Source organism: Corallococcus sp. AB038B, from assembly GCF_003668955.1.
Taxonomy (GTDB): Bacteria; Myxococcota; Myxococcia; order Myxococcales; family Myxococcaceae; genus Corallococcus; species Corallococcus exiguus.
The window spans coordinates 412,175-425,709 of the sequence record NZ_RAWO01000001.1; the positions used below are offsets into that span (position 1 = coordinate 412,175).

Annotated in this window: 14 protein-coding genes; 10 read left to right on the top strand and 4 right to left on the bottom strand. The window is 70.1% G+C overall.

Annotated elements, in window-relative coordinates; translation table 11 throughout:
- Positions 1–119 precede the first annotated feature (119 nt).
- The gene (locus D7Y04_RS46345; protein ID WP_120596326.1) at positions 120–614 is read left to right on the top strand and encodes a hypothetical protein; all 495 of its coding nucleotides are present in this window, start codon (positions 120–122) and stop codon (positions 612–614) included.
- Positions 615–624: 10 nt separating this feature from the next.
- On the opposite strand, the gene D7Y04_RS01760 is transcribed toward D7Y04_RS46345, so the two are convergent.
- Entirely contained in the window at positions 625–1,551 is a 927-nt protein-coding gene (locus tag D7Y04_RS01760) for an aldo/keto reductase (RefSeq protein WP_121759239.1), read from the bottom strand.
- Positions 1,552–1,677: 126 nt separating this feature from the next.
- Between D7Y04_RS01760 and D7Y04_RS01765 the strand changes: the two genes are divergently transcribed.
- The 6 genes from D7Y04_RS01765 (at position 1,678) to D7Y04_RS01790 (ending at position 7,722) form a co-directional block, all read left to right on the top strand.
- The gene (locus D7Y04_RS01765; protein ID WP_121758115.1) at positions 1,678–3,096 is read left to right on the top strand and encodes a hypothetical protein; all 1,419 of its coding nucleotides are present in this window, start codon (positions 1,678–1,680) and stop codon (positions 3,094–3,096) included.
- A gap of 33 nt (positions 3,097–3,129) precedes the next feature.
- The gene (locus D7Y04_RS01770) at positions 3,130–3,972 is read left to right on the top strand and encodes a GIN domain-containing protein (RefSeq protein ID WP_121758116.1); all 843 of its coding nucleotides are present in this window, start codon (positions 3,130–3,132) and stop codon (positions 3,970–3,972) included.
- A gap of 52 nt (positions 3,973–4,024) precedes the next feature.
- Positions 4,025–5,032 carry a zinc-dependent alcohol dehydrogenase family protein gene (locus D7Y04_RS01775; protein ID WP_121758117.1) on the top strand — a complete coding sequence of 336 codons (1,008 nt, stop codon included), beginning with the start codon at positions 4,025–4,027 and terminating at the stop codon, positions 5,030–5,032.
- Positions 5,033–5,127: 95 nt separating this feature from the next.
- Positions 5,128–5,754 (top strand): DUF1360 domain-containing protein, encoded by a 627-nt coding sequence (locus D7Y04_RS01780; RefSeq protein ID WP_121759240.1) that lies wholly within the window; start codon positions 5,128–5,130, stop codon positions 5,752–5,754.
- Positions 5,755–5,822: 68 nt separating this feature from the next.
- Positions 5,823–7,229 (top strand): S41 family peptidase, encoded by a 1,407-nt coding sequence (locus D7Y04_RS01785; protein WP_121758118.1) that lies wholly within the window; start codon positions 5,823–5,825, stop codon positions 7,227–7,229.
- A 157-nt stretch (positions 7,230–7,386) separates the two neighbouring features.
- Positions 7,387–7,722, top strand: coding sequence for an HPF/RaiA family ribosome-associated protein (locus tag D7Y04_RS01790; RefSeq protein WP_121758119.1), 336 nt, complete (start codon positions 7,387–7,389; stop codon positions 7,720–7,722).
- Here the strand turns inward: D7Y04_RS01790 and D7Y04_RS01795 are convergent, their stop codons facing one another.
- Together D7Y04_RS01795 and D7Y04_RS01800 are read right to left on the bottom strand one after the other, a co-directional pair.
- On the bottom strand, positions 7,723–8,862 hold the full coding sequence (locus D7Y04_RS01795) for an OprO/OprP family phosphate-selective porin (RefSeq protein ID WP_233601230.1): 1,140 nt from the start codon (positions 8,860–8,862) through the stop codon (positions 7,723–7,725).
- Complete coding sequence (locus D7Y04_RS01800; RefSeq protein ID WP_121758120.1) at positions 8,859–9,755, bottom strand: hypothetical protein; 897 nt, start codon at positions 9,753–9,755, stop codon at positions 8,859–8,861. Before D7Y04_RS01800 ends, D7Y04_RS01795 begins: the two co-directional genes overlap by 4 nt.
- Positions 9,756–9,984: 229 nt before the next feature.
- Here D7Y04_RS01800 and D7Y04_RS01805 point away from each other — a divergent pair, with 229 nt between their 5' ends.
- Both D7Y04_RS01805 and D7Y04_RS01810 read left to right on the top strand, forming a co-directional pair.
- Positions 9,985–11,070, top strand: a complete 1,086-nt coding sequence (locus D7Y04_RS01805) for an aldo/keto reductase (RefSeq protein ID WP_121758121.1) — start codon at positions 9,985–9,987, stop codon at positions 11,068–11,070.
- 81 nt (positions 11,071–11,151) lie between these two features.
- A complete protein-coding gene (locus tag D7Y04_RS01810; protein ID WP_120598138.1) occupies positions 11,152–11,502 on the top strand; it encodes a type II toxin-antitoxin system Phd/YefM family antitoxin in 351 nt (116 codons plus the stop codon).
- Here D7Y04_RS01810 and D7Y04_RS01815 read toward each other — a convergent pair.
- Complete coding sequence (locus D7Y04_RS01815) at positions 11,426–11,698, bottom strand: type II toxin-antitoxin system RelE/ParE family toxin (RefSeq protein WP_120598137.1); 273 nt, start codon at positions 11,696–11,698, stop codon at positions 11,426–11,428. The genes D7Y04_RS01810 and D7Y04_RS01815 overlap by 77 nt on opposite strands.
- A gap of 258 nt (positions 11,699–11,956) precedes the next feature.
- Here D7Y04_RS01815 and D7Y04_RS01820 point away from each other — a divergent pair, with 258 nt between their 5' ends.
- Complete coding sequence (locus D7Y04_RS01820; RefSeq protein ID WP_147477018.1) at positions 11,957–13,513, top strand: AgmX/PglI C-terminal domain-containing protein; 1,557 nt, start codon at positions 11,957–11,959, stop codon at positions 13,511–13,513.
- Positions 13,514–13,535 lie beyond the last annotated feature (22 nt).

Here is a 13,535-nt window from a genome sequence, read left to right on the forward strand (position 1 = left end):
AACATCGTCCGTACCGCCGGGTCGGCACCCCGGCAGCCGGGCGTGTGATAGGGGGCGTGCCGGGCCCACTCGCTTGTTTCGTCTTTCGGAACGAGGCGCGACGGCCGGGAGCGACACGGATGCTGAAGACCGCGTGGAACGAGTGGAGCCTGAAGGCGCTGCAGCTGGAGACGGCCCTGCTGGCGCTGGAGGAGATTGAGCTGCCGGACGCGATGCACGCGCTCCAGGACGCCGCCCAGCAGAAGCTGCTGGAGCTGGCGCGGGCGTGGCAGAAGACGCAGCCCGCGAAGGAGCCCCGTGAGTGGGCGCGCGAGGAGAAGGCGGGCGGCACGCCTCGCGACGAGGAGCTGGCGGACCTGGTGAAGGGCTTCCGCGAGGACGGCAAGACGTGGACGCTCTACCGCCTCACCAGCGACAAGAAGGAAGTGGTGGAGACGGTGGTGTCCGAAGGGCGCGCGTGCATGGCGGCGGGTGGCGAGTACTACCTGGGCCAGTGGGACGCGGAGGACAGCGTGCTGGAGGTGGGGCGCGACGACGAGGCCGGCGAGCCCGGCACCGGGCTGGTGCTGGAGCCGGGCGGAGAGCTGCGCTACTCGCCGTCGCCCGACCTGTAGTCCGGGCTGATCAGGACTCGAAGAGCTTCACCATCCGCGCGCGCAGCTTCTCGTCGGGGAGCCGTCCGAAGCCCGCCTTCACGTTGTCCTCCAGGTGGGCGGGGTCGGACGTGGCGGGGATGGGGCAGTTCACGGCCGGGTGGCCCAGGATGAACTTGAGGAAGAACTGGGCCCAGCTGGAGCAGTCGAACTCCGCGGCCCAGTCCGGCAGGGGGCGGCCCTTCATCTTGCGGAAGAGGCTGCCCTTGTCGAAGGGCTCCATGACGAGCACGGCCACGCCGTGCTCCTTCGCCGCGGGCAGCAGGCGCGCTTCGGCGTCGCGCATCGAGAGCGAGTAGGGCAGCTGCACGAAGTCCAGCTTGCTGCCCTTGATGTGCTTCTCCAGGTCGTCGAAGGCGCTGCGCAGGTAGTGGGTGACGCCCACGTAGCGGAGCTTCTTCGCGGCCTTCATCTCCCGCAGCACGGGCAGGTGCACGTCCACGTCCAGCAGGTTGTGCACCTGCATCAGGTCCATACGGCCGTGGCCCATCTTCTGGAGGGACGCCTGTATCTGCGCCGCTCCTTCCGCCTTGCCGCGCGTCCAGACCTTGGTGGCGAGGAACGGGGTCTTCTCCTGGCCGGACTGCTTCAGCAGGTCGCCCACGACGGCTTCGGAGCGGCCGTACATGGGGGACGAGTCGATGAGGCGCGCTCTCGAGTCGAAGAACTTCTGGAGGACCTGGGCCAGGGGCGCGCGTTCGTTCGCGGCGCCGCCGACGTCGAAGGTCTGCCAGGTGCCCATGCCGATGACGGGCAGGGCTTCGCCGGAGCTGGGGATGGGGCGGGTGAGCATGCGGGGACTCTGGGCCAGGGAGGAGAGGGACGGCGCGAGCGCGGCGCCGATGCCCGCCACCAGGACCTCGCGGCGGGAAGGGTGGGGAGGACGGGGCGGGCGCATGGGGGAAGCGTAGCGGCCGGGAGCGCCGGACACCGGGCTTCGTGAGAGGTGAAGACGGGCAGGTGACAGTTCTGGAAGGCCGCGGTGTTCCCTTCGCCGAATCCTTTTTGAGGAAGGTCCAAGGCGATGAAGCGCAAGGTCGCGGTGTGTGTCGGGGTGATGGTCGCGGTGGCGGCGGGAGCGGCCGGAGCCGAGGAGCGCACGGAAGCGACCCCTGCTCCGGAGTCGTACGCCGCTCCCGTGCAGGAGGCACCGGCTCCCACGGCTGTCGCGATTCCTGTCGCGGCGCTGTCCCCTGCGCCCCTCGTGGAGGCCGCGACGGGCGGTGAGCCCGCGGGGGCCACGGTGGCGCAGCAGCGTTCGGACACGGAGGAGATCCACGTCCCGGTGGTGCTGATGGCCCTGCCGCACGTGAGCACGGCGGGCACGGCCACGGAGCGGCTGGTGACCACGTTCGCGCTGGGGGCGCTCGCGACGCATGCGAAGCGGGTGGATGGCGCGGCCATGTCGCTGGGCGCGAACTGGGTGGGCGAGGAGTTGTCCGGCGTGCAGCTCACGTTGGGAGCCAACGTGGTGCGAGGCACCGCGTCCGGCGCGCAGTTCGCAGTGGGCGGCAACATCGTCACGGGCGAGCTGGACGGCATCCAGGCCGCGGTGGGCCTCAACGTGGTGAAGGGCGCGGCGGCGGCCGGCCAGTTCTCCGTGGGCGGCAACGTGGTGGGCGGCGAGCTGTCCGGCGGCCAGTTCTCCGTGGGCGCGAACATCGCGGGCTCGGGCGGCGTGGGGGGCCAGTTCACGGTGGGCGCGAACATCGCGTCCGCGCAGTTCAAGGGCGCGCAGTTCGCGGCGGGCGCGAACATCGCCTCGACGATGTCGGGTCTCCAGGCCTCCTCGGGCTTCAACTACGCGGGCCGGATGGACGGCGCGCAGTTGTCGCTGCTCAACGTGGGCGGGGACGTGTCCGGCGCGCAGGTGGGGTTGGTCAACGTCGCGGGCAAGGTGGACGGCCTCCAGTTGGGGTTGATCAACGTCGCGCGTGAGTCCCAGGGCGAGGCGCTGGGCCTGCTCAGCTTCATTGGCAACGGCCAGGCGAACCTTCAGCTGTGGGCCAGTGACCTCGCGTACACCAACGTCGCGGTGAAGTTCGGCGGACGGCACTTCCACACGCTGCTGACGCTGGGCTTCAATCCGGGCACGGACACGCACCGCCGCCGTTACGTGGGAGGCATGGGCTTTGGCGCGCACATCCCCGCGGGGCCATTGTTCTTCGACCTGGATGTCATTGGCAGCGGCGTCCACACGGACAACCTCTTTCGCGATGGCGACGGCCTGAACGTGCTGGGACAGTTGCGGCTGGTGGCGGGTTGGCAGGTGGCGAAGCGGTTCGCGCTCATCGGGGGCGTCACCGGCAACACGCTCGTGACCTGGGACAATGGGGACCGTTGGGAGGAGCTGGGCATCGGGCCCGAGTGGCGCAGCGTCTCCGACGGGGGACGCACCACCGTGCGTGTGTGGCCGGGCGTCCTGCTGGGCGTGCAGATCTGACGCGGCATACGATTCGAAGTCCGGGAGGGGAACATGTGGAAGCGTTTGGGAGTGGCCGCGCTCGCGGCGGGACTGCTGTCCGGCTGCTACTTCACTGATGAGATGCAGGGTGACGGCAACACCGTCACGGAGTCGCGCGTGGCGACCGACTTCTCCACCGTGGAGAACCGGGGCTCGATGGAGGTGGTGATTCGCGAGGGTGAGGTGCCGGACGTGAAGGTCACGCTGGATGAGAACCTCCAGCACCGCGTGCGCACCTTCGTGTCGCCCGGCAACACGCTGGTCATCGAGACGGACGGCTCGTTCGCGCCCCGGGGCCCGGCGCGCGTGGAGATCCTGGTGCCGCGCATGATGGGCGCGACGCAGGACGGCTCCGGCATCCTGCGCGTGGAAGGCTTCGAGCGGGTGAAGGAGGACGTGAAGCTGGTGGCGAAGGGCTCCGGCTCCCTACGCTTCTGCGGCGGGGTGCGCACGCTGGATGCGAAGCTCAGCGGCTCCGGGAACATGGAGCTGTGCGCGGCCGGCGATGGCATGGCCGAGTGGGTGGACCTGTCGCAGTCCGGCTCTGGCGACTTGAAGTTCGAGGGGGCCGCGAAGCATGTGCGCGCCCGGGTGGACGGCTCCGGCTTCACGACGCTCAAGGGCGTCACCAACCGGCTCGACGCCTGGCTGGATGGCAGCGGGGGTATCGGAGCCTCGGGCCTCCGGGCCGTGGACGTGAACATCACGTCGCAGGGCTCCGGCACCGTCTCCGCGTACGTGGACGGGGGCGGGGCGGTCGTCGTGCTCGACTCGTCAGGCAACGTGGACCTGTATGGCCACGCGCTGTCGACCCAGCTCCGGGTCAACGGCAGCGGTCGGGTCATCTGGCACTGACTAGCTTGTCCTCGACACCCGTGGAGTGCGCGGGTGGGGAGGCAGGCGGGCCATGGCAAGGACCATGCGGGCGATGGTGCTTCACGCACCCGGACAGCGCCTGCGGCAGGAGGAGCGGCCCATCCCGGAGCCCGGGCCGGAGCAGGTGTTGTTGAAGGTGCACGTCTGCGCGGTGTGCCGCACGGACCTGCACGTGGTGGATGGAGAGCTGACGCGCCCGAAGCTGCCGCTGGTGCCGGGCCACGAAATCGTGGCCACGGTGGTGGCGACGGGCGCGCGGGTGGAAGGCTTCGCCCCCGGGCGGCGCGTGGGCGTGCCGTGGTTGGGATGGAGCTGCGGGCAGTGCCGCTTCTGCCGCTCCGGCCGTGAGAACCTCTGCGACACGGCGCGCTTCACCGGCTACGACATCGACGGAGGCTTCGCGGAGTACACCGTCGCGGATGCGCGCTTCTGCTTCCCGCTGCCGCCGTCGTACCGCGACGTGGAGGCCGCGCCGCTGATGTGCGCGGGGCTCATCGGCTACCGCAGCCTGCGCATGGCGGGAGAGGGGCCCCGGCTGGGGCTGTATGGCTTTGGCGCCGCCGCGCACATCCTCATCCAGGTGGCGCGGCACCAGGGGCGCCGCGTGCATGCCTTCACGCGCGAGGGTGACGCCAAGGGCCAGGCCTTCGCGCGGGAGTTGGGCGCGGTGTGGGCGGGAGGCTCGGACACGCCGCCGCCGGAGCCGCTGGACGCGGCCATCCTCTTCGCTCCCGTGGGCGCGCTGGTGCCCGCCGCGTTGAAGGCCGTGGACAAAGGGGGCGTGGTGGTGTGCGGCGGCATCCACATGAGTGACATCCCGTCCTTCCCCTATTCGGTGTTGTGGGAGGAGCGTGTGGTGCGCTCGGTGGCGAACCTCACGCGACAGGACGCGATGGACTTCCTGGCGTTGGCGCCGCGAGTGCCCGTGCGCACGGAGGTCCAGGTGTTTCCCCTGTCCGCCGCGAACGAGGCGCTCCAGGCCTTGCGCGAAGGCCGCGTGCGCGGAGCCGCGGTCCTGGACATGACGGTGTCGGAGTAGGGCCGCATTGGAGCGAGTGCCCGCGCGCCTGGCTGCCCGGATGCTTGGAGTCAGGGGGAATGCACAGCTTTGGCGGCACGGAGGTTGTGCACCCCATGAAAGCGCTTCAGGAGACGGGACCGTTCGCTGGCTACGACTCGGATCACCACCCGCTGGGCTCGTACGCGGCGCTCATCGGGACGTTCAGCACGTCGCTGGTCGGCTTCCTGGGCTGGATGAACGCCTCCGGGCGTCGGTTGCCGGAGCGCCTGGGGTGGAAGGACCTGGCGCTGTTCGGCGTCGCGACGCACGCGGTGACGAGGCTGGTGGCCCTGGACCGGGTCTTCAGCGTGTTCCGAGCACCGTTCACGCGCTACGAGTCCGACAGCACCGCGGGCGAGGTGGTGGAGACCGCGCGCGGCGAAGGCCCAAGGCGCGCGCTGGGCGAGCTGCTGGATTGCCCCTTCTGTCTGACGCCGTGGGTGGCCTCGGGCTTCATGGTGGCCTCGACGGTGCGCCCGCGTGAGACGCGCTTCGTGGCCTCCGTCTTCGCGCTCAGCGCGGCGTCCTTCTTCCTGCACCGGGCTTACGAATGGGTCGGCGAAGGGCTGCACCGCACCCGAGCGCAGGCGCGAATCCTGGAGAAGGAGCAGAAGAAGGACTCCGACGCGGGCGTGCAGTTCCCCGGTCGTGGGCCGCAGGTCGTCGAGCCCGGTCGCGCCCCCATCCCGTCTCCGAGCTGACCTCTTCACCGTGAGTCGCTGAGCCTTGTTTCTGGCAATGACTGGAGGGACCGCGTCGTAATCCAGGCATGCATCTCTTCCTCCTCGTGGGAGGCCTGCTGACGGCGGCCCCCTCCCCGTACCTGGACTCGCGGACCACCGGCGCCGCGTATTGCTACGACCCGGAGAGCCCCGTGCTGCACGAGGCCTTCCGCCGACCGAAGCCCACGCCCGACACGCGCGTGGACAGCGCCGCGCTGGCGGAGGACGTGCGCTTCCTGCACCAGGTCCTGCGCACCACGTACTCAGGCTGGCCGGAGCTGCTCGCGCACCGCACCTTTGATCCGGATGCCTTCTTCCAGGACTGGAGCGCGAAGGTGGCCGCGTCCGGGCCCACCGTGTCCTTCCAGGATGGCGTGCTCACGCCGACCATCGCCGTCCGCGAAGCACTGACGGACAATCACTTCGGTCCGTCCGGCCTCCTGAGCATGCTGCGCGAGGATCCACGGCTCGCCTTCCGCGAGTACCAGGCCGACGCACCTTCGGGACTCCAGCTCACGTCCTGTGACGCGAACACCGTGGAGGGCGCGCAGGCGGACACGCTGCGGGTGGCGCCGGTGCTGAAGATGGATGGCTCCCGCGCGCAGCGGCTCACCGTGTCCGCGCGAGGCGGAGGTGATGCACGGATGCTCCGGTGCGGTGACACGTCGCTGCCGCTCAAGGTCCGGCCGCCGCGTCCGGTCCGTGAGTTCGCGCCGAAGGACATCTACACGTACGAGCCGAAGGGCGACGTGGGCCTCATCACGATCCGCCGCTTCTCAGGCCCGCCAGAAGCGGAGGCCGGGCTGCGTCAGTTCGTCGCGGACGCGCCGAAGCACCGCAAACACAAGCTGCTGGTGTTCGACCTCCGAGGCAACAGCGGCGGCAACGACGGCTACGTGTATGCGTGGCTGGACACGATGGTGCGCGGGCCGTGGTTCTCTTCCGGCGAGGTGTGGATGCACGGCGCCTTCTTCCCGTGCTTCGAATGGAACTCGCGCGTGCAGCGGCAGGCCATGGATGGACGGCTGGACACGCCGGAAGCGAAGGCCGAACGTGAAGCCATCCATTCGAAGTGGCCCGTGAAGCCGGAGCCCTCGCGGCCCGTGTTCGACAGCGGCCGCGCGGAAGGCCATGCGAAGACGCCCTTCACCGGGCGCATCGTGGTGCTGGTGGACCGGAACTCCGCTTCGTCGGGAGAGAGCGGCGCCTACGCGCTGCACCGCGCCACGGGAGCGCCGCTGGTGGGCGAGAGGACCGGAGGTTTCCTCACCTACGGCAACGCCCCCAGCTTCGTCCTGCCGCGCACGGGGTTCGCGTGGGTGGTGCCCACCAAGCGCAACTACTTCGACGCCCCCGTGGAAGGCGTGGGACACGCCGTGCAGGTGTACCTGGACGCGGAGGACGTGGGACGTCCCGTGGCGGAGTTGCTGCCGCGCTTGCGCAAGCTGCCATGAGTCAACGTGCCCCATGTACATGGGCGCGTGTCCCGTCATGCCCCGTGAAATGGGGGCCGTTATAGGCATTTTCGTGGGCCCGGGACGTTGGCCGGACCCATGCAATGCCTTGAATCCACACCGGCTCCAGAGCACGGAGCCCTACCCGAGGCGGACGATGAAGCGCGCACTGCGAATCACCTACCGGGGCATGGAGACGAGCGACACCCTCAACGAGCACATCCGCGACCAGGCGGACAAACTGGAGCAGTTCCACGACGGCATCACCGGCTGCAACGTGGTGGTGGAGGAACCGCACCGCCACCACGCCCAGGGGCATCACTTCCACGTGCGCGTGGAGCTGCATGTGCCGGGCAAGGACATCGTCGCGGACCGGGAGCCTCTGGAGTTCACGGCCCACGCGGATGCCTACCAGGCCGTCACCGACGCGTTCGAAGCCGCGCGGCGCCAGCTTCAGCACCACGTGGACCGCCAGCACGCGCACCACCGCTAGTCATTGCAGGCTGACCGTGGTGCGCAGGAGCGCCAGGTACGACCAGTCGCGCGTGGGCATCTCCACGGGCGGCGTGTCGTAGTGGTTCACGTAGCCCGCGACGCCGAAGCCCAGGAATCGCGTGACCCACCAGTGGAACGCCAGCGCGCCGCCCGTGGTGCCTCCGGGCACTACGTCCGGTGCGCCTCGTCCCAGCCACAGCCGCTCCACGCGAGCGGCCAGCTCCAGTGAGCCAGAGGGGATGCCCTCCGAGCCCACGCCCGCGAGCGGCTCGGGCCACCGCGCCCCCTTGCGCGGCATGCCCCGGATCACCCAGGACGCCTCCACGCCCAGGCCCTGGCTGCTCATGGTGGGCAGGGATTCGCGCGGCGTGGCCGGGTTGCCGTCCGTGTCGCGCGAGCGGTGCTCCCACGCGGCGGCCGCCTGCACGTCCACGCGCACCGGACCCGCGTCCAGCCGCCCATGCGCCTCCGTCACGGTGCGGTAGCCGGACACCGGAGGCGGCCGGTAGAAGAGGAAGTTCTGCGCCCCGCGCCCGCCAATGCCGGGCCGGTCGAAGGCGTCCTCCACGTGCGCGCCCGCGCCCACGCGGACTCCGGAGTGGCGCACGTCCAGGCGCACGTCCACGGAGGGCTGCGCGTTGTCGTTGCCCAGCGGGCTGCCGGAGCCGTTGCCCAGCCGCAGCCATCCTTCCAGGGGCAGCGACGCGGGCGTCCACTGCACCTCCGCGCCCAGGTCGCGGCGGGCCCAGAACGCCGCCGTCACCAGCGGCAGCTCCGGGATGGGCAGCGTCTCGATGCTCTGGTCTCGCCCGGCGGGGAACAGCGGCGTCTTCGCGTAGCCCACCGAGAAGCGCAGCCCGTCGATGACGAGGAGGTCCACGTACGCGTCCAGCAGCGCGGGCTTCTCCTGCGCCCACTCCGCCGTGCCCACGGCGACGAGCCAGGGCACGGGCTGGCCTCGCCCGCCCAGGCGCAGGCGCGCGAGGTTGAAGCCGTTGTGCCCTTCGATGTCGTCCGCGTGGACGCGGTAGTCCACCTCCGCCACGAAGGAGGGGGTGAAGCGCGGGTAGTTCTCCTCCTGCGCCAGGGCGGTTCCCGACGCGAGGAGCGCCAGCGTGAACAGGGACGCGGACTTCATTCGAGCGGGATGATGCGCAGGGTGTGGTTCGTGCCGTCTTCCGGGGTGCCGTCATGGTCGGCGATGAAGAGGCGCTTGTTCTTCGCGTCGTAGGCCAGGCCGTGCGGCTCCTGGAAGCCGCCGGCCAGCACGCTGACCTCGCCCGTCTGGCGGATGCTCAGCACGGTGCCGTCGCGGCTGCCGGTGAGCAGCGTGTCGTTGGGGCCCACGGTCAGCAGGTCCGGGCTGTTCAGCGTGGCGAAGGCGACCAGCTGCGAAGGCGCGGACAGCGGCGCGCGGTACACCTTGCCCGCGAGCTGATCGCTGATGAAGAGCGTGTCCTTCACCGCGAGCACGCCCACGGGCTTCTGGAGCGCGCCCACCACCTCCGTCTCGGTGCCGTCCAGCGTGAGGCGGGCCACGCTGCCCACGTTCACGTTGTTGTTGCGCACGAAGTAGCCGTCGTAGAGCTGCCCGTCCTCGGTGACGGTGATGCCGATGCGGCGGCGGTTCGCGGGCAGCTTGGGGACGACGGCGGACGTGCCATCGGGCTTGACGTAGACGACGTCGCCCGCGGTGCCGCCGCCGAAGCGCACCACCACCAGCGTGCCGTCCGACAGCCGCACGAGATCACCCAGGCCCGGGCCGTTCGCGGGCGCCGCGGGGAGGTCCGCCACCTTCGAGATGCCCTCGCCGTCGCGGTAGCTCAGCACGCGGTTGTTCTGGTCGTCGGCCATGTAGAGGGTCGCGCTCTCCGCGTCCCACCAGATGCCGTTGGGGTCACCGTCCACGGCGATGGTCTTGGGGCCCCGCTCGATGACGGGATTCTCCGTGGGGTCGTTCACTTCGGGGGACGACGAGCAACCCACGGCGGCCAGCGTCATGCCCAGCAGGGCAGGGAAGAGGATTCGCATGGGACACCCTCCTATCGCAGGAGGGCGTGCCGGGGAACTCAGGCACCGGACACTGACCCGGCCCTGGGGGGCGCGACGCCGCAGGGGCGTTGGAGCGCGCGGATGTCCGGCGTTGATCGGATGGTCACGGGAGCGTGTCTGACGTTGGACGCCACGAGGGAAGGGCGGTTGGCGTGGTGAGGCGTCTGGGATTGGCTCCGCGCACTTTCCATTCGCGAGGGAACCGCCCATGTCGCTCGACCACTACGTCACCCTGGGCCGCTCCGGCCTGCGCGTCAGTCCCTTCTGCCTGGGCGCCATGACGTTCGGCGAGGACCTGGGTTGGGGCAGCAGCGTGGAGACGTCCAACGCCATCCTGGACCGCTTCATCGAGCGGGGCGGGAACTTCATCGACACGGCGAACGTGTACACGTTCGGGCACGCGGAGAAGATCATCGGGGACCACATCGGGAAGCACCCCGCGAAGCGCGACCGGGTGGTCATCGCCACGAAGTTCTTCGGCAACCTCTTCGAGAGGGATCCGAATGGCGGCGGCGCGGGCCGCAAGTCGGTGATGGCGGCGTGTGATGAATCGCTGCGCCGTCTGCAGACGGACTACATCGACCTGTACTGGATGCACGCCTGGGACGCGAACACGCCCATCGAGGAGACGATGCGGGCGCTGGACGACCTGGTGCGCTCCGGCAAGGTCCGCTACGTGGGCTTCTCTGACACGCCCGCGTGGAAGGTGGCGCAGGCGCAGGTGACGGCCTTCTTCCGGGGCTGGGCGCCGCTGGTGGCGTTGCAGATCGAGTACTCGCTGCTGGAGCGCACGGTGGAGGGCGAGCTCATCCCGATGGCGCGCGAGCTGGGGCTGGGCGTGACGCCGTGGTCGCCGCTGCGCAGCGGGGTGTTGAGCGGCAAGTACACGCGGGAGAACGCGGGCAAGCAGAAGGCGGACCGGGGCGCGTGGGCGGAGGCGTCGCTCAACGAGAAGACCTACAGGCTCATCGACGTGCTCCAGCGCGTGGCGAAGGAGCAGAACACCTCGGTGGCGCGAGTGTCGCTGGCCTGGGTGCAGGGCCGGCCGGGCGTGGCGTCCACCATCCTGGGCGCGCGCACGCTGGAGCAGCTGGACACCAACCTGGGCGCGCTGGACGTGAAGCTCACGCCCGCGCAGGTGAAGGCGCTGGATGACGAATCCCAGCCCACGCTCAACTTCCCAGCGGCCTTCCTCCAGGGAGCCCCATCCTTCATGCACGCGGGCCTGCGCGTGAACGAAGTCCAGGCCCCGCCCAGCAACCTGACGCCCAAGCCGGATGCCCCTCGGTACTGAGGTGGCACGCCGGGCCGGGAAGCGCCGTGTCGGGGTGTTCTGTATGATATGTACAGAACGTACGTTTCCTGAGGAACGGCCATGATGGAAGTCAGCATCACCGAAGCGCGCGACGACCTGGCGGAGCTGCTCAACCGGGCGGCCTACGGGAAGGAGCGGCTCGTCCTGACCCGGCACGGCAAGAAGCTGGTCGCGGTGATTCCCTTCGAGGACCTCCAGGCACTGGAAGCGCTGGAGGACCGGCGTGACATCCAGAAGGCGGATGCCGCGCGCCGGGAGTCCGAGGGCCAGCCTCGCGTTGCGTGGAAGCAGGTGAAGGCGGAGCTGGGGCTCGCGAAGAAGGCGAAGAAGACGGCTAGCGGTAGATCTCCCGCCGGTGGCCCAGCTCGACGATCAACACCACGAGCCGGCCGTCCTCGACCTGGTAGATGACGCGGTAGTCGCCAATGCGGATCCGCAGGTAGTCGCTGCCCTTGAGCTTCTCCGCGCCCACGGGCCGGGGCTCCGTGGCCAGCGCGTCGATCCGCTTCGCGATGCGGCGCTGATGGACCGGATCCACCGCGGCGAGCTGCTTCACGGCGGTCTGGAGGAACTCGACCGTATAGGTGGCGGAGGGCTTCGTGCTCATGCAGGGCGGGTAGGCCCCGAGTGTCTACCTCCCCCTCCTGACATGGCGGGTTGGCAGTGGAAAGCCGAACCCTGTCGGCACACCGGCGCACAGTGTGGAGTGCGGGGCCGTACGTTTCGGGCCCTGCGCGGGGGCAAATGATCGCTGAAGCGTTCACGGCTGGACGCTCGCGGTGGCGCGAACGGGGGTCGTTCCTAACATCGGCCCCCTGGCAGTGAGTCGGTGGTCTGGCGCGGTATGGGCGGCGGGGAGGGTGGCGTGAGCGAGCTACTGACGGGTGATGTGTCTTCGCGGGCGCAGGTGGGCGGTTCGGACTTCTCCCGCGACCCCGAGACCTTCGAAGCAGAGCTGGATGCGTGCCTGGATCGCGCGCTCTCCTCCGAGACCTTCGAAGAAGAGGACATCGTGCCGGAGTCCTTCGCGACCGGCCCGCTGCGCACGCTGCTCGACCTGGCCTCCACGGAGGAGACCTGGCTCCAGTCGCTGCCGCCGCCGTCCAACGACAACGTGGAGCCCCAGCTCACGCTGTCCGCCGAGGCCGCGAACTTCGTCATCCCGGAGTGGCTGCGCGCGGACGAGTCCCCGTCCAGCACCTCCCAGGAGAACTCCTGTGGCGCCCTGACGTCGTGGGATGCCACGCCGCCGTCGCCCGCCTGGGCCACGCCCGGCTCTCCGGCCGAGGCCTACGCGCCGCAGCCGTGGATGCCCTACGCCCCCGTGGCGCCGGAGCCGCCGCCCGCCATCGCCGACGCGTCCACGCGCATCCTCGGCATGAGCCCCATGTCCTTCGTCAGCGCCATCGCGATGGGCGCGCTCGCCGCGGGCCTCCTCGTCGTCGCGGGCCTGCGCCTCACGTCGAAGGATGAAACGCAGCCCGCGCCGCAATCACAGGTCCTGATCAGCACCCCCGTGGCCGTGCTGGGCTCCGCGACGACTCAGTCGAGCACCGTCGCCGCGCGGATCGGCGCTCCGGGCACCCAGGGCTCCGCGACGACCCAGCCGGGCACGCAGGGCTTCTACGGTGTCCCCGGCTCCCAGCTGGCCACGCCGGACTTCTCACAGTCCATCGCGGGCGGCGTGAACACGCCTGCCCTGACGGACGCGCAGCGCGCCGCGCAGGCCCTCACTCCGAACACGCCCGTCCTCGCGGGTCCCGCGAGCGCGGGCCTGACCACCGGCCTGCACACGCTGGCCCCGGACCCCACTCCGTCCACGCAGACCGCTCCGGTGACGCCGAAGAAGGCCCCCGTGGCCCAGCGCGCGGCCACGCTCGAAGTGCCCGAGGACACCAGCGAGGTCCGTGAGATGTCCTTCGGTGGCGAAGTCTCCGAGGAGGAGATGGCCCAGGCCCGTCAGGCCGCCGCCGAAGCCGAGGCGGAGGAAGCCGCGCAGCCCGGATCCGAAATCGACGAGGACTTCGCCCGCGAGCTGGGCTTCACCGACGAAGCGGAGTCCCCGGAGTCCTCCGCCTCCAAGCAGGCCCAGGAGAAGACCGTCTACATCCCGCCGGCCCCGACCTCCGAGCGCGAGCAGCTCGCGCCCTCGGACATCACCAACGTGGTCGTCACGAACCAGCCCGCCATCGCCACCTGCGTCCAGAACTTCAAGACCGGCACCGCGCTGGAGAACGGCGGCCGCTTCCAGATGCGCTGGTCCGTGGACACCGCCGGCACCGTCTCCGGCGTGGCCATGGAGACCGATACCCTGAAGGGCTCTCCGCTCGCCGGCTGCATCGAGGACCAGGTGCGCGGCTGGAAGTTCCCCGTGCACCGCGTCGCGATGAACACCCCGGTGCACTACCCCTTCGTCTTCTAACCCGCCCGCTCACCCACCAGGC